This is a genomic window from Marivivens marinus (assembly GCF_035969385.1).
Classification (GTDB): Bacteria; Pseudomonadota; Alphaproteobacteria; order Rhodobacterales; family Rhodobacteraceae; genus SELP01.
In genome coordinates, this window is sequence record NZ_JAYKKJ010000004.1 from 273,106 (window position 1) to 292,039 (window position 18,934).

Here is an 18,934-nt window from a genome sequence, read left to right on the forward strand (position 1 = left end):
CAACGCCGTGAAGCTGAGCGATTTTGACTTTGACCTGCCCGAGACCCTGATCGCGACCCGGCCCGCGCGGCCCCGGTCGTCGGCCCGGCTGCTGCTGGCCGCTGGTGACGGGATCGAAGACCGGCATGTGTTCGACCTGCCCGATATCCTGCGGCCCGGCGACCGGTTGGTGCTGAACGATACCAAGGTGATCCCAGCCCGTCTGTCCGGGGTCCGGCGGCGTAGCGGCCCCGAAGGTGAAACCGAGGCCCGGATCGAGGCGACACTGCTTGAGCCCCGCGCCGATGGCACATGGGGCGCGCTGCTCAAGCCCCTGAAAAAGGTCCGTGACGGGGAGGTGATCGTGTTTTCTCCGGACCTGTCCGCAACCGCAGAAGGCCGGGCCGAGGGGCAGGGGCATCTGCGGTTCAACCTGACCGGCGAGGATTTCGATGCGGCCCTGGCCGAGGCAGGGGCAATGCCATTGCCGCCCTATATCGCGGCGTTGCGGGCGCCCGATGAACAGGACAAGCAGGATTACCAGACTGTCTGGGCAAGGAACTCCGGAGCGGTGGCCGCGCCTACCGCGTCGCTGCATTTCGATGAACCGCTGATGGCGGCGCTGGCCGCGCGAGGGGTGGATGTGACCCATGTTACCCTGCATGTGGGGGCAGGGACCTTTCTGCCGGTCAAGGTCGATGACATCCGCGACCACAAGATGCACGCCGAATGGGGCGAGGTGACCGAGGCCGCAGTGGCCGAGATTGCCGCGACCAAGGCGGCGGGCGGCCGGGTGATCCCGGTGGGCACCACGGCGCTGCGCCTGATCGAAAGTGCGGCGGTGGGCGGCACGCTGACCCCGTGGCGGGGCGAGACGGATATTTTCATCACGCCGGGGTTCACCTTCAACGTGGCGGACGGGTTGATGACCAACTTCCACCTGCCCAAATCGACCCTGATGATGCTTGTGTCCGCCTTCATGGGGGTGGACCGGATTCGCCGGATCTACGACCATGCCGTGGCCGCGAAATACCGGTTCTTCAGCTATGGGGATGCCTCGCTACTTTTGCCGGGCGGGCAATAGGGTCGATTTGCGCTCAGCAAATACCTGCCATGCCACCAGCCCCCTTTAGCTGGATGCGAAAATAGTTTAACGTCAAACTAATTTCAGATGGAGGAGGCTCTGATGGCCGCGAAAGAATTCGACCTTATCGTGATCGGCGCTGGTCCCGGCGGCTATGTGGCCGCGATCCGGGGCGCGCAGCTTGGGCTGAAGGTTGCCTGCGTCGAGCGGGAACACCTTGGCGGTATCTGCCTGAACTGGGGCTGTATCCCGACCAAGGCGATGCTGCGGTCGTCTGAGGTGTTCCACCTGATGCACCGGGCCAAGGAATTCGGCCTGAAGGCCGATGGGATCGGCTATGACCTGAACGCCGTCGTGCAGCGGTCGCGCGGCGTGGCTAAGCAGCTGTCGGGCGGCATTGGCCATCTGTTCAAGAAGAACAAGGTGACCGTGGTCATGGGCGAGGCGAAACTGGCCGGGAAGGGCAAGGTTTCGGTCAAGACCGACAAGGGCACCGAGGACCTGACCGCGAAGTCGATCATCGTCGCCACCGGCGCCCGCGCCCGCGAACTTCCGGGGCTAGAGGCCGATGGCGATCTGGTCTGGACCTACAAACACGCGCTGACCCCGCCCCGGATGCCGAAGAAGCTGCTGGTGATCGGGTCCGGCGCAATCGGCATCGAATTCGCCAGCTTCTACAACACCCTTGGCGCCGATACGACCGTGGTCGAGGTGATGGACCGGGTCCTGCCCGTGGAAGATGCCGAGATCAGCGCCTTCGCCAAGAAGCAATTCGTCAAGCAGGGCATGAAGATCATGGAAAAAGCCATGGTCAAGCAACTGGATCGCACCCCCGGCAAAGGCGTCGTCGCCCATGTCGAGGTCGCCGGCAAGATCGAGAAGATGGAGTTTGACACCGTCATTTCCGCCGTGGGCATCGTCGGCAATGTCGAAGGTCTGGGCCTTGAAGAAGCCGGTGTGAAAATCGACCGTACCCATGTGGTGACCGATGAATATTGCCGCACCGGGGTCGAGGGCGTTTACGCCATCGGCGATATCGCCGGCGCGCCCTGGTTGGCGCATAAGGCTAGCCACGAAGGTGTCATGGTGGCCGAACTGATCGCGGGCCAGAAACCCCATGCGATCAAGCCGAATTCGATCGCAGGCTGCACCTATTGCCACCCGCAGGTGGCCAGCGTCGGCCTGACCGAGGCGAAGGCCAAAGAGCAGGGGTTCGAGATCAAGGTTGGCCGTTTCCCATTCATCGGCAACGGCAAGGCCATCGCTCTTGGCGAACCCGAGGGCATGATCAAGACCGTGTTCGACGCCAAAACCGGCGAACTTCTGGGCGCGCATATGGTTGGCGCGGAAGTGACCGAGCTGATCCAGGGCTATGTGGTGGGCCGCCAGTTGGAGACGACCGAAGAAGACCTGATGCAAACCGTCTTCCCGCACCCGACCCTGTCGGAAATGATGCACGAGGCGGTTCTGGATGCCTACGGTCGCGCGATCCACTTCTGATCCATGGGTCACGGTTGGGTGGCTTTATGGTGGTGTAGACGTTGCGCTTTGTCGTGCTGCGCTCGGGGCTGAGGGTATTGATCACCGTATCTGGGATCAATTCACGTTAGATGTAGCACCGCATTGGGCAACGGCGATGGGAGGGGCGCGAATCGTGGTTCGCGCTTCTCAGGCAAACGCCGCGCTTGGGGTTTTGCGGCCTGCAACACATCGCGGCCTGTCGTTCTGGGCTGCTGTGTTCTTTGTTTTTGCCGTTTGGATCTGGGGTGCCCCGTTTTCTGGACGGGGCACCTTTCTAAGATTCCAACCTGAAGAAGCTGGCGGGACTATTGTTCTGACCGAATGATCTCGCCGCCCGCCTGCGCCCAATGTGCCAGTCCGCCGATGTTGTGCACATCCTTGTGGCCCATCTGCCCCAGCGCCTGCGCGGCCATCGACGACCGTGCGCCAGAAGCACAGTAAACCGCGATGGGCTTGCCGCTTTTGAGTTCGGCAAGGCATTCAGGGCTGGACGGGTCCGCCTTCATCCGCAGCGCGGCCAGTGGCACGTGCAGCGCCCCCTTGGCCTTGCCGGACATGGCGACCTCGCCCCCGTCGCGAATGTCGAGAACGACAATTTCGCCCGCGGCGGATTTCTGGATCGCCTCTGCGGCGGTCATGCCCGGCGTCGCGGGCTGAGACGAAAACATGCGAAACATTTTGGGCATCCTTGGTGTGGCTGTGTTACGGAAGGTATATACATTAGAAAAATGAAATGTAAAGACCCTCCGATACACATCGCTCAGGTTTCGTAGATGTATCCGGCATAGATCGTGTGATCGACCGAGTTGGCGACATAGATCCGGTGCCGCTGAATCCACGGTGCCGGGTTCCACGGGATTGACGCGTCACCGGGGGCTGACCCGTCGGAGGGCGGGATGACCTGCGGCATGTATTCGTGATTGACCACATAGTCGAAGGCCACGGCATCCAACCCTCCGGGCGCGCCGGGGGCAGGGACCGTCCCCCGTTCGTTGCCGAAGGGGTCGAGGATGACGATCTCATCCGCGCTCTTGTCCGCCAGAAGCCAGCCGATCCCCGCCGCGGATGCGCCCGAGATGTTGCGCCCCGGATAGTCCTTCTGGCCGAGCTTTACCCCGGTCATGGTCCGTAGCTCGACCCTGCTGCCACCGCCGCGGATGAAGAACAGACCATTTGTTCCGATCCCTTCGGCATAGGGCGGGATGTCATCGTCGATGGTAAGATCAAGGTCGGCGACCGCCTGTTCCGTGATGGGGTCGAAGGCCATCACCTGGTGCATGTTCGAGGTCATGTTCGAACAGCCGACGATGCGTCGGATCGGATCATAGGCAAAGCCCGAGATGACCTCCCACCCAGCCGGGCTGTCATGTTCCTTGTAGGTATGATCAAGGGCAAGAGACAGATAGGTGATCGGGTCTTCATACGATGTCTGGTTCAGGTAAAGGACCATCGGGTCGCCACTGACCAACGCAACGGTCAGCGCAACCGCATTGTCATTGCCAAGATAGGGAAATGGCCCGGTGTTGGTGACTTCGAAATGGAGTGCCATGAATTTATCCTTTCGCGATGAAATGAGAGAGAATGACCCGAGGTTAGCGCCGACTGCCTCGTGCCGCAGGTCCGGAGAACCTGACCGAATCCGTCCCAATCACCCAATTGTTCGCGCAATGTTCTGCTTTTTTGGTTGGAGACTCGCGCCCGGTCTACTATCTGTTAACGCTGAGTGGCCCCGGGGGATTAGATGCCGGAACTGAAGCATATCGAGGTGCGCGGTGCGCGCGAACATAACCTCAAGAACATCGACGTGGACATCCCGCGCGACCAGCTTGTGGTGATCACCGGGCTGTCCGGGTCGGGCAAGTCATCGCTTGCCTTCGACACGATCTATGCCGAGGGGCAGCGCCGTTATGTCGAAAGCCTGTCGGCCTATGCGCGGCAGTTCCTTGACATGATGGAAAAGCCGGATGTGGACCATATCAGCGGGCTCAGCCCCGCGATTTCCATCGAACAAAAGACCACGTCGAAGAACCCCCGGTCGACGGTCGGCACCGTCACGGAAATCTACGACTATATGCGGCTTCTGTTCGCCCGCGTCGGCACCCCCTACAGCCCAGCAACCGGCCTGCCGATCGAGGCGCAGCAGGTGCAGGACATGGTCGACCGGGTCATGGGGATGGAGGAAGGCACGCGCGGCTACCTGCTCGCCCCCATCGTGCGGGACCGCAAGGGCGAATACCGCAAGGAATTCCTTGAACTGCGCAAGCAGGGGTTCCAGCGGGTCAAGGTGGATGGGCAGTTCTACGAATTGGATGAACCGCCCACGCTGGACAAGAAATTCCGCCATGACATCGACGTGGTGGTGGACCGGATCGTCGTGCGCGCAGGGTTGGAAACCCGGCTGGCCGACAGTTTCCGCACCGCGCTGGACCTTGCCGACGGGATCGCCATTCTGGAAACCGCCCCAAGCGAGGGCGAACCGGAGCGGATCACCTTCAGTGAAAATTTCGCCTGTCCGGTGAGCGGATTCACCATCCCCGAAATCGAACCGCGCCTGTTTTCCTTCAACGCGCCTTTCGGGGCCTGCCCGTCCTGCGACGGGTTGGGGGTCGAACTGTTCTTTGACGAACGGCTGGTGGTGCCGGACGTGACCCTGCGGATCGCCGACGGGGCACTGGCGCCGTGGCGCAAAGGGAAATCGCCCTATTTCCTGCAAACGATCGAGGCGATTGCGAAACACTACGGGTTCGACAAGAACGCCCGCTGGAAGGACCTGCCCGAGAATGTGCAGGAGGTGTTCCTGCGCGGGTCCGGCAAAGAGGAAATCCCGTTCCGCTATGACGAAGGCGGCCGCGTCTACCAGGTGACCCGCGCGTTCGAAGGGGTGATCCCCAACATGGAACGCCGCTATCGCGAGACCGATAGCAACTGGATCCGCGAAGAGTTTGAGCAATACCAGAATAACCGCCCCTGCGGCTCTTGCGGCGGCTTTCGCCTGCGGCCCGAGGCGCTGGCCGTGAAGATCGGCGGCCTGCACGTGGGGCAGGTGGTGCAGATGTCGATCAAGGAGGCGCTGGCCTGGGTCGAGGCGGCCCCGGAGAGCCTGACTGCACAGAAGAACGAGATCGCCAAGGCGATCCTGAAGGAAATCCGCGAACGGCTCGGGTTTCTGAACAACGTCGGCCTTGATTACCTGACGCTGTCGCGGAATGCGGGCACGCTGTCAGGCGGGGAATCGCAGAGGATCCGGCTGGCGTCGCAGATCGGGTCGGGGTTGACCGGGGTACTTTATGTGCTGGACGAACCCTCGATCGGTCTGCACCAGCGCGACAATGACCGTCTGCTGACCACGCTGAAGAACCTGCGCGATCAGGGCAATACCGTCATCGTTGTCGAACATGACGAAGAAGCGATCCGCGAAGCGGACTACGTCTTTGACATCGGCCCGGGGGCCGGGGTTCATGGGGGGCAGGTAGTAGCCTGCGGCACGCCAGCCGAGATTATCGCGAATGACGCGAGCGTCACCGGCGACTACCTTGCCGGACGGCGCGCCATCGAGGTGCCGAAGCTGCGGCGGGACGGAAACGGCAAATCCGTCACTGTGGTCAAGGCGACGGGAAACAACCTGCAAGAGGTGACCGCAGAGTTTCCGCTGGGCAAATTCGTCTGTGTGACCGGGGTCTCGGGCGGGGGCAAATCCACCCTGACGATTGAAACCCTGTTCAAGACCGCCAGCATGAAGCTGAACGGCGCACGGCAGACGCCTGCGCCCTGCGAGACGATCAAGGGGCTGGAGCATCTGGACAAGGTGATCGACATCGACCAGAGGCCCATCGGACGCACGCCGCGGTCGAACCCGGCGACCTATACCGGGGCCTTCACGCCGATCCGCGACTGGTTTGCGGGCCTGCCCGAGGCGAAGGCGCGGGGCTACAAGCCCGGTCGGTTTTCGTTCAACGTCAAGGGCGGGCGTTGTGAGGCCTGTCAAGGCGACGGTGTCATCAAGATCGAGATGCATTTCCTGCCCGACGTCTATGTCGAATGCGAGACCTGCAAGGGCAAGAGATACAATCGCGAAACTTTGGAAATTCACTTCAAAGGCAAGAGCATAGCTGACGTTCTTGATATGACTGTTGAAGAGGCGCAGGAGTTCTTCAAGGCGGTGCCGAGCATCCGCGAGAAGATGGATGCGCTGATGCGGGTGGGCCTTGGTTATATCAAGGTCGGCCAGCAGGCGACGACCCTGTCAGGGGGTGAGGCGCAGCGGGTCAAGCTGTCCAAGGAACTGGCGAAGCGGTCAACGGGCCGGACCCTCTATATTCTGGACGAGCCGACCACGGGGCTGCACTTCGAAGACGTGCGCAAGCTGTTGGAAGTGCTGCATGAATTGGTGGATCAGGGCAATACGGTGGTGGTGATTGAGCACAATCTGGATGTGATCAAGACCGCCGACTGGCTGATCGACATCGGCCCGGAAGGCGGTGATGGCGGGGGCCGGATCGTAGCCCTTGGAACGCCGGAGGACGTGGCCAAGGTCACTGAAAGCCATACTGGCCGCTATCTTGGACCGATGCTGAAGCCGGGGCGGGTGGCGGCGGAGTAATCCAAAGGCGCGGCTGCCGCCGCATTCCTTTTCCGAAATCGGCGAGGCGTCACGCTGACCCATCCAATACGCCACATGAAAAGAGGGGGCTGTCTGCCCCCTCTTGGCCCGTGGGGCCAACTCACCCCCGAGGATATTTATCAACCCAAAGAAGAGGTTATCAGCCCTTCTTCATCGGGCAGGTGGAGATCCCGAGGACCGTGTAGAGCGGGCAGGACCCGATCAGCCCGGTCACCAGCGGAATGATCCCAAGCAGATAGAGCCAGCTGTAGGCCCCGTCGGAATTCATGAAATAGCCCGCGATCAGTGCCGCCCCAAGGACGACCCGCAGAATGCGGTCGATGTTGCCTTCGTTCTTCTTGAGCATGTGCCCATCCTCCAGTTCAGATTATGGATACATCCTAAATCTTTGCTGTGTGCCTGTCAGTGACTAGGTCACCAAACCTAACCGCGACCGCGTTTTTCGAACCGGGGCAGCATGGCTGAGAAATCCATGCCGCGCCCGTCTTCGTCTTCGACGAATTGCCGGTAGAGCGTCAGCGCAGCGGCCCCCATTGGCGTGTCTGCGTCCACCGCCTCGGCGGCCATTTGCGATAGCCCGAGGTCCTTCAGCATCAGCTCTGCCGCGAAGCCCGGTTTGTAACCGTTGTCGGCGGGCGAGGTGGGGCCGACGCCCGGGGCCGGGCAATAGGCGTTCATGGTCCAGCTGTAGCCCGAGGAGGTCGAGACCACATCGAACATCTTTTGCCGGTCGAGGCCCAGCTTGTCAGCCAGCGCGAAGGCCTCGCAGGTGGCGATCATGGTGACGCCGAGGATCATGTTGTTGCAGATCTTTGCAGCCTGACCGGCGCCGGCATCGCCGCAATGCACGGCCTTTTGCCCCATGATGTCGAACAGCGGCTTGACCTTGTCGAAGGCAGCGGCCGGGCCGCCTGCCATGAAGGTCAGTGTGCCCGCCGCAGCGCCGCCGACCCCGCCCGAGACCGGCGCGTCGACCGCCATCAACCCGGCCGTTTCGGCGGCGCGGGCCACAGCACGAGCGCTGTCCACATCCACGGTTGAACAATCAAGGTGCACGGCGCCTGCCGCCATCTCCGGATGGATTTCGGCGGCGACAGATTGCAGGATCGCGCCATTGGGCAACATGGTGATGACAACATCGGCCCCCTTGGCGGCCTCTGCCGCACGGGCGGCCATGGGCATCCCTTCGGGGCGGGCTGCCAGGTCAAACCCCGTCACCTCGTGACCAGCGGCAATCAGATTTTGCGCCATCGGCGCGCCCATGTTTCCAAGTCCGATGAAGCCGATTTTCATGCGCCGTTCCTTTCATCGTCAAACGTCAATTCGTCCGGTCCCAACGGGCCGGTCATGGCGTGTACGTCCCCACCGGGCACGGCCCGCCAATCTGCGTGGGCCCATTTGGGGCTGCGGTCCTTGTCGATGATGGCGGCGCGGATCCCTTCAAGGAAGTCGCCCTGTGCCATCGACCGGTGGGTGAAACGGTATTCCTGCCGCAGTGCCGTGCGCATGTCGTCCCTGATCCGGGCCCGATGGACGCATTCGACCGCCGCGGCCATGGCCAAGGGCGCGTTGCGGTCCATCAGTTTCATCGCGTGCCGGATGGGTTCGGGCCAGTCGTCTTCGGCGGGCAGCCCGCGCCAGATATCGCCCAGCGTTTCGCCGCCGAAATAGTCGTCGATCAGCGGTTGCCACTCGGCCAGCCGCGCGGCGGGGGCAGGGCGCGCGGCACGGTCCACCGCCTCCCAGTCGCCGGTTTGGCAGAGGTCGGTCTTGAGGGCGTCCCAGTCCACCTCGGGGATGAAGTAATCCGCAAAGCCGGCAAAGATCGCGTCGCCCGCATCCATCCGGTCGCCGGTGGTGCCAAGGTATTCGCCGATCCGTCCCGGTGCGCGGGCCAGAAGAAGCGTGCCGCCCACGTCCGGCAACAGGCCAATGCCGCATTCGGGCATGGCAATCTTGGATGTTTCCCCGACGATCCGGTGCGATCCGTGGCAGCCGACGCCGACGCCGCCGCCCATCGTGAACCCTTGCAGAAAGCTGACCACGGGCTTCGGGAATTCGAACAGCTGCGCGTTCATCCGGTATTCATCGCGCCAGAACTGTCGCCCGTAGGAATAGTCGCCCGCCGTGCCGGTGGCATACATTTCGGCAATGTCACCGCCCGCGCAGAACGCCTTGTCCCCGGCCCCGTCAATCACCAGAAGCGCGACATCGTCGTCCGACGCCCAGTCCTTCAGCGCGGCGTCGATGGCCATGCACATGTCATAGGTCAGCGCGTTCAGCGCCTTGGGTCGGTTCAGGGTGATCCGGCCCGCGCGCCCGTCTTTTCGGATCAGGATGTCTTCACTCATCTGGCCACCATTTGGCGGGCGACGATCATCCGCATGATTTCATTCGTGCCTTCCAGGATCTGGTGGACCCGCAGGTCGCGGACGATCTTTTCAATGCCATAGTCAGCAAGATAGCCATAGCCGCCGTGCAGCTGAAGGCATTGGTCTGCGATGCGGCTTCCGGCCTCGGTCACGAATTTCTTGGCCATGGCACAGAATTTCGTCGCATCCGGCGCGCCCATGTCAAGTTTCCATGCGGCCTGCCGCAGGAAGGTGCGGGCGGCCTGAAGCTCGATCTCCATATCGGCCAGCCGGAACTGCAGGGCCTGAAACTGGTCGATGCTTTGGCCAAAGGCCTTGCGCTCGGCCATATAGGCCAGCGTGGCGTCCAGCGCCGCCTGTGCCGCCCCAAGGCTGCAGGCCGAGATGTTCAGGCGGCCGCCGTCCAGCCCCTTCATGGCATAGGCAAAGCCCTTGCCCTCTTCGCCCAGCAGGTTGCCTGCGGGGACGGGGCAGTCATCCATCTGGACCTGTCGGGTGGGTTGCGATTTCCAGCCCATCTTTTGTTCCAGCCCGCCAAAGGACAGGCCCGGCGTGCCGTCTTCGATGACCAGCGCGCTGATGCCCTTGGGGCCGTCCGCACCGGTACGGGCCATGACGATATAGGCGTCGGAATAGCCCCCGCCCGAGATGAAGGCCTTGGTTCCGGTCAGGCGGTAGCCCTGATCGTCCTTTTCGGCGCGGCTGCGCAGTGCAGCGGCATCTGACCCGCTGCCCGGTTCGGTCAGGCAGTAGGAAAACACGTTCTCCATCGTCAGGGCCTTGGGCAGGAACCGCGCCTTGATCTCGTCCGAGCCGAAATCGTCGAGCATCTTGGCGCACATGTTGTGGATCGACAGAAAGGCCGCGACGCTGGCGCAGGACATCGACAGGGCCTCGAACACCAGCGTGGCGTCCAGCCGCGACAGGCCAGAGCCGCCGGACGTTTCGGAGACGTAAAGTCCGCCAAAGCCCAGTTCCCCGATTTCGGGCCAAAGCTCTTTCGGGATCGTGCCCTCGGCCTCCCAGTCTCGCGCGTTTGGCGCGATCCGGTCAGCACCGAACGCGCGGGCCATGTCAACGATGGCTTCCTGTTCCTCGGTCAGGGCGAAATCCATTGCGGCCTCCCGTCAGCAAATGAACGCTTGTTCAATTTATGCCGGAGGCCCGCCATCCTTGCAAGGGGGTGGCAGCGCTAACTGACTGTGATCTTGCCCTTCATCGAACGGTGGAACTGGCAGATGTAGTCGAATGTTCCCTCGGCCTCGAAGGTGAGGCTGACGCTGTCGCCGCGATTCAGGCGGCCGGTGTCGAAACTGCCATCACTGGCGGTCGCGGTATGTGGGGCGCCATCACGATTGGTGAAGACGACCGTATCGCCGAGGCCGATGGTCAGGTCGTCGGGGGCAAAGGCAAAGCCCTCGATCATCACCTCGTGGGTCATGGCGTGCGATGCAGCGCGGGCGGTGCCGGACAGGGCGGCAATCGGGGCGGCGGACAAAAGGGCAAGTGTAGTGCGTCTGGTCAGGCGTGGCATGATGATCCTCCTGTTGATCCTGCCAGCCTAGCACAGATCGTATCGCGCGCACCGGAACCTTTTCGTGAGGGTCACAGGTCGGCGTGGAATTCCTTGATCAGGTGGGACACCACCGATCGCATCTGCCCGTCATGATCCGCGCCCCGTGCCTCTGCAGCCGCGCAGACGGCCCGCTGGCGCTCGGCGCTGGTGCCGCCTTCGACGATGCCCATGACCTGTTCCAACTCGGTCGCGCAGCGCAGGACGCCTGCGTCTTCGGCCACCAGTTCGATCAGCTCGGACATCAATTCGCGGAAAGGGACGATCTCAGCGCGGCCAAAGTCGATCAACCCCTCGGTCACGCCATAGCGTTGCGCCCGCCAGCGGTTTTCGCCGATCAGGAATCGGTCATAGATGCGCCAGCGCTGGTTCTTCATCCGCAGGCGCCACAGCATCCGGGTCAGCGACTGGATCACGGCGGCAAGGGACAGGGTATGTTCCAAACGGGGCTGAACATCGCAAATCCGCGCCTCCAGCGTGGGGAAGCGTGCCGAGGGGCGCAGGTCCCACCAGATCTTGGAGCTGTCTTCGATGATGCCCAGATCGACAAGGGCCGAAACCGACCGGTCATATTCCCCCCAGCTTTCGAACTGCGGCGGCAGGCCGGTGCGGGGCAGGTTGTCGAAGACCGAAATCCGGTAGCTGGCCAGCCCGGTATCGCGCCCCTGCCAATAGGGGGAGGAGGTGGACAGGGCCAGAAGGTGCGGCAGGAAATAAGACAATTGCCGCATCAGGTCGGCCCGCAGGTCATTGTCCCCCAACCCCACATGCACATGCATCCCGCAGATCAGCATCCGCCGCACGACCCCGCCAAGATCGCGTTGCAGGCTGTCATAGCGGTCCTTGCGGGTATGGTGCTGGTCCTTCCAATCGGCAGAGGGGTGGCAGGACACGGCGATGGGGGCAAGGTTGTAGGTCTTCGCCACCCGCGCCACAGTCGACCGAAGCCGCCGCAGGTCTTCGCGGGCATCCCCGATGGTGCCGCAAACCCGGGTTCCGATCTCGATCTGGCATTGCAGGAATTCGGGGCTGACCTGTCCTTCCAACTCGGCCACGCAGGCCTCCATCAGACCTTCGGGCGCCTGGGCCAGTTGCAGGCTGTCGAGGTCCACCAGCAGGTATTCCTCTTCGATCCCAAGGGTGAAATCCGGTTCCTGCATGGGGCGCTCCTGTCGTGGCTTTCAGACAGTTGAGCAGATGCGCCCGGATCGGGCAAGCAAGGTCAGTCGACTGTCGAAGGCTGCAACAGGGATTCATCCGGGGCCAGCCCAAGGAAATCAAACGCCTCCTGCGTGGTGCGGAACACGGCAAGGTCGGACGGCAATTGTCCGTCCGAGACGCTTTGATACATCCGCCCGATGCCAAAAGACAGATCGTCGGGGGCGATAATGGCGGCACGGGTGCCTTGGGGGCGATCCGCGTAATAGGGGATCTGGTGCAGCACAAGGTTGAACATTGATTTGAAATCTATGTCGAAACCGGTAGCGGCGGTCATGTTCATCAGGATGCGCAGATCGGGCGCAAAATCCGGGTCCTTCAGGTAGGCATCGAAGGACGCAAGGTATTGATCCGGCGTCACCTCTCCACTGTAGGTGACGCAAACCAGATGTAGATCGGGGTGAATCTTATAGGTGACAGCCATACCCTAGGGGTTCCAGTATTTGCCGCCATAATCAACCTAAAAGCGAAAGCGGCCGCAACGTAAGGTTGCGGCCGCTCCACGTTTTGCGATGGAAGATCAGTCCATGGCTTTGAAGTTGAACTCTCCGCCTTCCTTGATCCCCGACGGCCAGCGCGAGGTGACCGTCTTGGTCCGGGTGTAGAATTTGAAGCTGTCTGGCCCATGCTGGTTCAGGTCGCCGAACATGGATTTCTTCCAGCCGCCGAAGGTGTGATAGGCCAGCGGGACCGGGATCGGAACGTTGATCCCGACCATGCCGATGTTGACGCGGGACGCGAAATCGCGGGCGGTGTCGCCATCGCGGGTAAAGATCGCGGTGCCGTTGCCGTATTCGTGGTCCATCGCCATCTTCAGCGCGTCTTCATAGGTCTTGGCGCGGACGGTCGACAGGACCGGCCCAAAGATTTCCTGTTTGTAGATGTCCATGTCGGTGGTGACATGGTCGAACAGGTGCGGCCCGACAAAGAACCCGTCTTCGTAGCCCTGAAGTTTGAAGTCGCGATTGTCGACAACAAGGGTTGCACCCTGTTCCACGCCCGAATTGATCAGTCCAAGGATACGTTCCTTCGACGCGGCGGTCACGACCGGACCCATGTCCACATCGTTTCCTGCGGTATAGGGGCCGACCTTCAGCGCCTCGATCCGGGGCACCAGTTTTTCGATCAGCCGGTCAGCGGTTTCATCGCCCACGGGCACAGCGACCGAAATGGCCATGCAGCGTTCGCCCGCCGCGCCATAGCCCGCGCCGATCAGCGCGTCGGCGGCCTGATCCATGTCCGCGTCGGGCATGACGATCATGTGGTTCTTGGCGCCGCCAAAGCACTGGGCGCGTTTGCCGGTCGCGGTTGCGCGGCTGTAGATATATTGTGCGATCGGGGTGGAGCCGACGAAGGACACTCCCTGAATGATGTCGCTGTCAAGGATGGTGTCCACCGCTTCCTTGTCGCCGTTGACGACCTGGAAGCAGCCTTCGGGCAGCCCGGCCTCGACAAACAGTTCGGCCAGCATCATCGGGACCGAAGGGTCACGCTCGGACGGTTTCAGGACCACGGCATTGCCGCAGGCCAGCGCCGGGCCGACGTGCCACAGCGGCATCATGGCCGGGAAGTTGAAGGGCATGATCGACCCGACCACGCCCAGCGGCTGGCGCATGGAATACATGTCGATGCCGGGGCCGGCGCTGTCGGTGAACTCGCCTTTCAGCATCTGCGGCGCGCCGATGCAATATTCGATCACTTCCAGCCCGCGCTGAAGGTCGCCCTTGGCGTCGGGGATGGTCTTGCCATGTTCGCTGGACAGAACTTCGGCCAGCTTGTCCATGTCGCGGTTCATCAGCGCGACCATCTTCATCATCACGCGGGCGCGTTTCTGCGGGTTGGTCGCGCCCCAGGCGACCTGAGCCGCCGCCGCGCGGGCGATGATGTCATTGGTTTCGGCGGCGCTGGCCATGGCGCATTGCGCCTGCACTTCGCCCGTGGCCGGGTTGAAGACGTCCGCCGTCCGGCCCGAGGTGCCGCTGACGACCTTACCGTCGATGAAATGTCCGATCTCACGCATCGGTATCCTCCCATTGGGTGCGCCCGCGCGGGATGGCGGGCGATGAAAACTGCGCTCTTTATAGCCTTGCAAATTTCCCGGTAGAAGCGCTAGGTTTTCAAAACGGTCTTGCGTTATTGCAAAATGAGGGTGCATGCCGAATTGGGACGATCTGAAGGTGTTTCTTGCGGTTGCGCGGGCCGAAAGCCTGTCGTCGGCAGCGCCGGTTCTGAAGATGGACCCGGCCACGGTCAGCCGCCGGATCGCCCGGCTGGAGGATGACCTTGGCGCGGCGCTGTTCCTGAAATCGCCGCAGGGCTACGCATTGACCGATTTGGGCGAACGGATGCGGGACCGCGCGGCCGAGGCCGAGGAAACCATGAAACTGGCCTTCGATGAAGGTCAGAAGACGACCGAGGGCCTGACCGGCCAGATCCGCATCGGCGCCCCGGATGGCAGCGCGAATTACATCCTGCCGCAGGTCTGCGCCGCGATCCAGAAAGACAATCCGGGGCTGGAAATCCAGATCCTTGCCCTGCCGCGCGTCATCAACCTGTCCCGGCGCGAGGCGGACATGGCCATCACCGTCAGCCCGCCCGAGGCCGGGCGGCTGACCGTGCAGAAACTGACCGACTATCACCTGCATCTGGCCGCCCACGCCGATATTGCCGTCAATATCCGGACCATGGCGGACCTGAAGGGCGTGCCGACGGTCGGCTATATCCCCGACATGATTTTTGACCGGGAACTCGACTATCTGGGCGACCTTGGGGCAGGGGGCGTGCAGATGGCATCGAATTCGGTTGCGGTGCAGGCGATGATGTTGCGGGCAGGCGGCGGTGTCGGGTTCATCCATGATTTCATCATGCCGGTGGCGACGGAATTGCGCTTTGTCCTGACGGAGGATGTTGCCCTGACGCGGTCCTTCTACCTTGTCCGGCATGCCGCCGACCGGCGCAACGACCGGCTGAACCGGTTCGCGACCGCACTGGCCACCGGCGTCCGGGCCGAGGTCGCCCGGCTGGAGGCCCACGCCTTCGACCCAGAGGGCCGTGATCATTTGAATGCTTGACAGGATGGGCCGGACGGGGGGACGCTGGACCCATAACGAAGGTCAAGGAGCCCCATCATGCTTGTTCAGCAAATCCTGAAAGCGAAAGCCAATGCCGGAATTTTGTCTGTCACCCCCGACAGTTCGGTGCAGGACGCGCTGAAGGTGATGTCGGACAACCGGGTCGGGACCGTGGTGGTGTCCAAGGACGGCAAGAGCCTTGATGGCATCCTGTCGGAACGTGACGTGGTGCGCGAGGTGGGCAAGCGCGGCGCCCCGGTTCTGGAGGAGCCTGTCAGCGGTATCATGACCGCCAAGATCATCACCGCGACGGAAGACCAGACCGCGCTGGCGATTCTGCGGGTCATGACCGAGAAGCGGTTCCGCCATATGCCGGTGATGCGCGACGGCGAAATGGTCGGCCTGATTTCCATCGGTGACGTGGTCAAGGGACGGCTGGAAGAGCTGGCGATGGAGCGCAATGCCCTTGAAGGAATGATCATGGGTCACTGACCGCGCGTCAGCGCAGGCCAATGCCGCACTTGCAAAAGAGCGCGCAATAATGTTGCGTGCGCATCAGCACCGCGTCGCTGAAAGGAAGATCATGCGTATTGGCCTGTACCCCGGCACATTCGACCCGATCACGCTGGGCCATATCGACATCGTCCGGCGGGCCTGTTCGCTGGTGGATCGGCTGGTGATCGGCGTGGCGATCAACCGCGACAAGGGGCCGTTGTTCAATCTGGAAGAAAGGGTGGCCTTCATCGAGCAAGAGGTCGTGCCCATCGGGGCCGAAGTTGGATGCGAGATCGTCGTGCACCCTTTCGAAAACCTGCTGATTGACTGCGCCAATGATGTTGGTGCGTCGGTCATTATCCGCGGTCTGCGGGCCGTGGCCGATTTCGAATATGAATATCAGATGGTTGGCATGAACCGGGCGCTCGATTCATCCATCGAAACCGTGTTCCTGATGGCCGAAGCCCGGCATCAGGCGATTGCCTCGAAACTGGTCAAGGAGATCGCCCGGCTTGGCGGGGACGTGTCGAAATTCGTCACCCCGGCCGTGCGCGAGGCGTTGATTTCCCGCCTTCGGTGAAAGTGGGATCTTGAAAAGAAAGAAGGCCACCAATCGCTTGGCGGCCTTTCTTCATGTTTCGTGATCAGGTCAGATCAGCTTTCCCATGGCGACGGCGGTGTCGCTCATCCGGTTGGAGAAGCCCCATTCGTTGTCATACCACGTCAGGATGCGGACCATGTTGCCGTCCAGAACCTTGGTTTGATCCAGATGGAAGACCGAGGAATGCGGGTCGTGGTTGAAATCCGAGCTGACCAGCGGTTCATCGGTATAGCCAAGAATGCCCTTCAGCGGGCCGTCGGCGGCGGCGATGATCGCGGCGTTCACCTCTTCCACGGTTGTGGCGCGGGCGGCTTCGAACGTCAGGTCGACGACCGACACGTTCGGGGTGGGGACGCGGATCGCCACGCCGTCCAGTTTGCCGTTAAGTTCCGGCAGCACCAGACCCACGGCCTTGGCCGCACCGGTCGAGGTCGGGATCATCGACAGGGCGGCGGCGCGGGCGCGGTACAGATCCTTGTGCATCGTGTCCAGCGTCGGCTGGTCGCCGGTGTAGCTGTGGATCGTGGTCATGAAGCCCTTGGTGATGCCGATGGCATCGTTCAGCACCTTGGCCACCGGCGACAGGCAGTTGGTGGTGCAGGAGGCGTTCGACACGACGACATCGTCGCTCGTCAGCGTGTCGTGGTTCACGCCGTAGACGATGGTCTTGTCCGCGTCCTTGCCGGGGGCAGAGATCAGAACCCGGCTGGCGCCGTTTTCAAGGTGCGCCTGACAGGCTTCCTTGGAGGTAAAGATTCCGGTGCATTCCATGACGATGTCGACATGGGCCCAGGGCAGGTCGGCGGGGTTGCGGATGGCCGTCACCGCGATCGGACCACGGCCCACGTCGATGGTGGTTTCAGTTGTCGTGACCTTCGCCGGAAATTTCCCGTGCACGCTGTCGTAGCGCAGCAGGTGGGCGTTGGTCTCGACCGGACCCAGATCGTTGATCGCGACCACTTCGATATCGGTGCGGCCCGATTCAATGATAGCGCGCAGCACGTTCCGCCCGATGCGTCCAAATCCATTGATGGCAACCTTGACGGCCATGTCGGTCTCCTTTCCGGGAGGTGATGTCGGATGTTGGCGCTAACATTGCGATTTAAGCGGAAAGGTCAACCGCCTTTATCGGGCATACGGGCCAGATCGGCGGGGATCAGCGCCAGAATTTCAGATATTCGATCAGGGAAACGCCCCAACGGGCAAATTGCAGGCCGATTTCGGCCCCGCTGCGGTGGTCGATAAAGATCGCCACAATCAGCAAGACGAAAAGGATCAGGGCAAGACGAGTGGTCATGCGTCGGTTCTAGCGCGGTGATGTCTGCGCCGATAGCCCTACAGTTGGGTCGGGGTCAGAGCGATAGTCCATCAGATCGTCCAGCAACAGCGCCAGCAGTTCGCCGCGATTGCTGGCCCCGGCCTTGCGATAGATCGCATTGAGGTGCGATTTGATCGTGCCCTCGGCCGATCCGCGCAGACGGGCGATATCGGCAATCGACAGGCCCTTGATCGTGAAATGGGCCACATCCCGTTCCGACGGCGTCAGCCCCCAGCGGTCAAGATGCGCCTCGATCACCTCGTGCAGCGCCTTGGAGGCCTGCGACACCTGCCGTTCAAGATGGGCCGTGCGTTGCAGCATCCCTGACAGAACCCGAATTTCGAACAGGATGCCTGCGATCAGGGCAACCACTGCGATGAATTCGATGCCGAAGTGGCTGGTGAAGAACCCAGCCAGCCCCATTTCAAACCCATCCGCGACCACGTCGAACAGGAAGAAAGCGGCGCAAAGGGCCTGCGCCACGATCAGGAGCGAAACAAACAGGGGCCTGTCGAAAATCGGGGTTTTCATTCCGCAATCGTAGCATTGGCCGGAACGGACTTGACACCTGTTATCATCGCCTGAGGCAAATTGACACCGGTGCGGCGGCTTTCCCAGATGACGGCGACGACATGCGCCACGACCGAGATTTCGGCCCAGGTGACAAAGACCTCGTGGGTTTCTTCGACCCATTCGATCCCGAAATACGCGTTGGTGGTCATCATATAGCCGGTCGCTCCGATCACCAGCATGGCAGCCAGAAGGTTCAGGATCATCAACGCACCAAGGGGCGTATGCCCAAGGTGAACCCGGGTGCGCCCTGTCGCCATGTCCCCCATTTGCCCGACAACCCCGGCGCGGGTTGGCCAGAAGCTCGAGAAGCGGGCAAAGCGAGGTCCGACCAATCCCCACAGGATCCGGGCGCCGACCAGCCCCACGACGATGTATCCAAGGGTTTCGTGAAGGTCCTTTTCGGGATTCGTGAACAGGGCGTTGGCCGCGAAACACACGACAACGGTCCAGTGAAAGACCCGGACGAACGGATCCCAGATGCGGTATTTGGTCATGACTTCTGTCCTTT

At 62.0% G+C, this 18,934-nt stretch carries 20 protein-coding genes; 6 read left to right on the forward strand and 14 right to left on the reverse strand.

The features are described 5' to 3' along the window. Window positions 1-7 precede the first annotated feature (7 nt). Both queA and lpdA read left to right on the forward strand, forming a co-directional pair. Window positions 8-1,063 (forward strand): tRNA preQ1(34) S-adenosylmethionine ribosyltransferase-isomerase QueA, encoded by a 1,056-nt coding sequence (queA, locus tag U3648_RS08380; RefSeq protein WP_420858780.1) that lies wholly within the window; start codon window positions 8-10, stop codon window positions 1,061-1,063. Between the two features lie 102 nt (window positions 1,064-1,165). After that, window positions 1,166-2,563 (forward strand): dihydrolipoyl dehydrogenase, encoded by a 1,398-nt coding sequence (lpdA, locus tag U3648_RS08385; RefSeq protein WP_420858781.1) that lies wholly within the window; start codon window positions 1,166-1,168, stop codon window positions 2,561-2,563. Between the two features lie 326 nt (window positions 2,564-2,889). On the opposite strand, the gene U3648_RS08390 is transcribed toward lpdA, so the two are convergent. Both U3648_RS08390 and U3648_RS08395 read right to left on the reverse strand, forming a co-directional pair. Beyond that, complete coding sequence (locus tag U3648_RS08390; protein ID WP_420858782.1) at window positions 2,890-3,261, reverse strand: rhodanese-like domain-containing protein; 372 nt, start codon at window positions 3,259-3,261, stop codon at window positions 2,890-2,892. Window positions 3,262-3,344: 83 nt separating this feature from the next. Continuing rightward, complete coding sequence (locus tag U3648_RS08395; RefSeq protein ID WP_420858783.1) at window positions 3,345-4,133, reverse strand: hypothetical protein; 789 nt, start codon at window positions 4,131-4,133, stop codon at window positions 3,345-3,347. Between the two features lie 192 nt (window positions 4,134-4,325). Here U3648_RS08395 and uvrA point away from each other — a divergent pair, with 192 nt between their 5' ends. After that, a complete protein-coding gene (gene uvrA / locus U3648_RS08400) occupies window positions 4,326-7,184 on the forward strand; it encodes an excinuclease ABC subunit UvrA (RefSeq protein ID WP_420858784.1) in 2,859 nt (952 codons plus the stop codon). A 160-nt stretch (window positions 7,185-7,344) separates the two neighbouring features. On the opposite strand, the gene U3648_RS08405 is transcribed toward uvrA, so the two are convergent. The 8 genes from U3648_RS08405 to U3648_RS08440 all read right to left on the reverse strand — a co-directional run bounded on the left by U3648_RS08405 (window position 7,345) and on the right by U3648_RS08440 (window position 14,388). Continuing rightward, window positions 7,345-7,551, reverse strand: a complete 207-nt coding sequence (locus U3648_RS08405) for a YgaP family membrane protein (protein ID WP_420858785.1) — start codon at window positions 7,549-7,551, stop codon at window positions 7,345-7,347. Between the two features lie 77 nt (window positions 7,552-7,628). Continuing rightward, entirely contained in the window at window positions 7,629-8,498 is an 870-nt protein-coding gene (gene mmsB / locus U3648_RS08410; RefSeq protein ID WP_420858786.1) for a 3-hydroxyisobutyrate dehydrogenase, read from the reverse strand. Next, entirely contained in the window at window positions 8,495-9,556 is a 1,062-nt protein-coding gene (locus U3648_RS08415; protein WP_420858787.1) for an enoyl-CoA hydratase/isomerase family protein, read from the reverse strand. The genes mmsB and U3648_RS08415 overlap by 4 nt, the downstream gene beginning before the upstream one ends. After that, on the reverse strand, window positions 9,553-10,692 hold the full coding sequence (locus U3648_RS08420) for an acyl-CoA dehydrogenase family protein (protein WP_420858788.1): 1,140 nt from the start codon (window positions 10,690-10,692) through the stop codon (window positions 9,553-9,555). Before U3648_RS08420 ends, U3648_RS08415 begins: the two co-directional genes overlap by 4 nt. Window positions 10,693-10,769: 77 nt before the next feature. Further along, complete coding sequence (locus tag U3648_RS08425) at window positions 10,770-11,111, reverse strand: cupredoxin domain-containing protein (protein ID WP_420858789.1); 342 nt, start codon at window positions 11,109-11,111, stop codon at window positions 10,770-10,772. A gap of 71 nt (window positions 11,112-11,182) precedes the next feature. After that, a complete protein-coding gene (locus tag U3648_RS08430) occupies window positions 11,183-12,310 on the reverse strand; it encodes a carboxylate-amine ligase (protein ID WP_420858790.1) in 1,128 nt (375 codons plus the stop codon). A 62-nt stretch (window positions 12,311-12,372) separates the two neighbouring features. Next, on the reverse strand, window positions 12,373-12,792 hold the full coding sequence (locus U3648_RS08435; protein WP_420858791.1) for a hypothetical protein: 420 nt from the start codon (window positions 12,790-12,792) through the stop codon (window positions 12,373-12,375). Between the two features lie 96 nt (window positions 12,793-12,888). Then, window positions 12,889-14,388 (reverse strand): CoA-acylating methylmalonate-semialdehyde dehydrogenase, encoded by a 1,500-nt coding sequence (locus tag U3648_RS08440; RefSeq protein ID WP_420858792.1) that lies wholly within the window; start codon window positions 14,386-14,388, stop codon window positions 12,889-12,891. A gap of 133 nt (window positions 14,389-14,521) precedes the next feature. On the opposite strand from U3648_RS08440, the gene U3648_RS08445 reads away from it, so the two are divergent. From U3648_RS08445 to coaD, 3 genes are all read left to right on the forward strand, one after another. After that, the gene (locus U3648_RS08445) at window positions 14,522-15,439 is read left to right on the forward strand and encodes a LysR family transcriptional regulator (protein WP_420858793.1); all 918 of its coding nucleotides are present in this window, start codon (window positions 14,522-14,524) and stop codon (window positions 15,437-15,439) included. 57 nt (window positions 15,440-15,496) lie between these two features. Beyond that, a complete protein-coding gene (locus tag U3648_RS08450; protein ID WP_420858794.1) occupies window positions 15,497-15,931 on the forward strand; it encodes a CBS domain-containing protein in 435 nt (144 codons plus the stop codon). 91 nt (window positions 15,932-16,022) lie between these two features. Continuing rightward, window positions 16,023-16,514 (forward strand): pantetheine-phosphate adenylyltransferase, encoded by a 492-nt coding sequence (gene coaD / locus U3648_RS08455; protein WP_420858795.1) that lies wholly within the window; start codon window positions 16,023-16,025, stop codon window positions 16,512-16,514. Between the two features lie 69 nt (window positions 16,515-16,583). On the opposite strand, the gene gap is transcribed toward coaD, so the two are convergent. The 4 genes from gap to U3648_RS08475 all read right to left on the reverse strand — a co-directional run bounded on the left by gap (window position 16,584) and on the right by U3648_RS08475 (window position 18,920). After that, a complete protein-coding gene (gap, locus tag U3648_RS08460) occupies window positions 16,584-17,585 on the reverse strand; it encodes a type I glyceraldehyde-3-phosphate dehydrogenase (protein ID WP_420858796.1) in 1,002 nt (333 codons plus the stop codon). Window positions 17,586-17,691: 106 nt separating this feature from the next. Then, the gene (locus tag U3648_RS08465) at window positions 17,692-17,832 is read right to left on the reverse strand and encodes a hypothetical protein (protein WP_420858797.1); all 141 of its coding nucleotides are present in this window, start codon (window positions 17,830-17,832) and stop codon (window positions 17,692-17,694) included. A 9-nt stretch (window positions 17,833-17,841) separates the two neighbouring features. Next, entirely contained in the window at window positions 17,842-18,384 is a 543-nt protein-coding gene (locus tag U3648_RS08470) for a helix-turn-helix transcriptional regulator (RefSeq protein WP_420858798.1), read from the reverse strand. Next, window positions 18,381-18,920, reverse strand: a complete 540-nt coding sequence (locus U3648_RS08475; protein WP_420858799.1) for a cytochrome b/b6 domain-containing protein — start codon at window positions 18,918-18,920, stop codon at window positions 18,381-18,383. The genes U3648_RS08470 and U3648_RS08475 overlap by 4 nt, the downstream gene beginning before the upstream one ends. Window positions 18,921-18,934 lie beyond the last annotated feature (14 nt).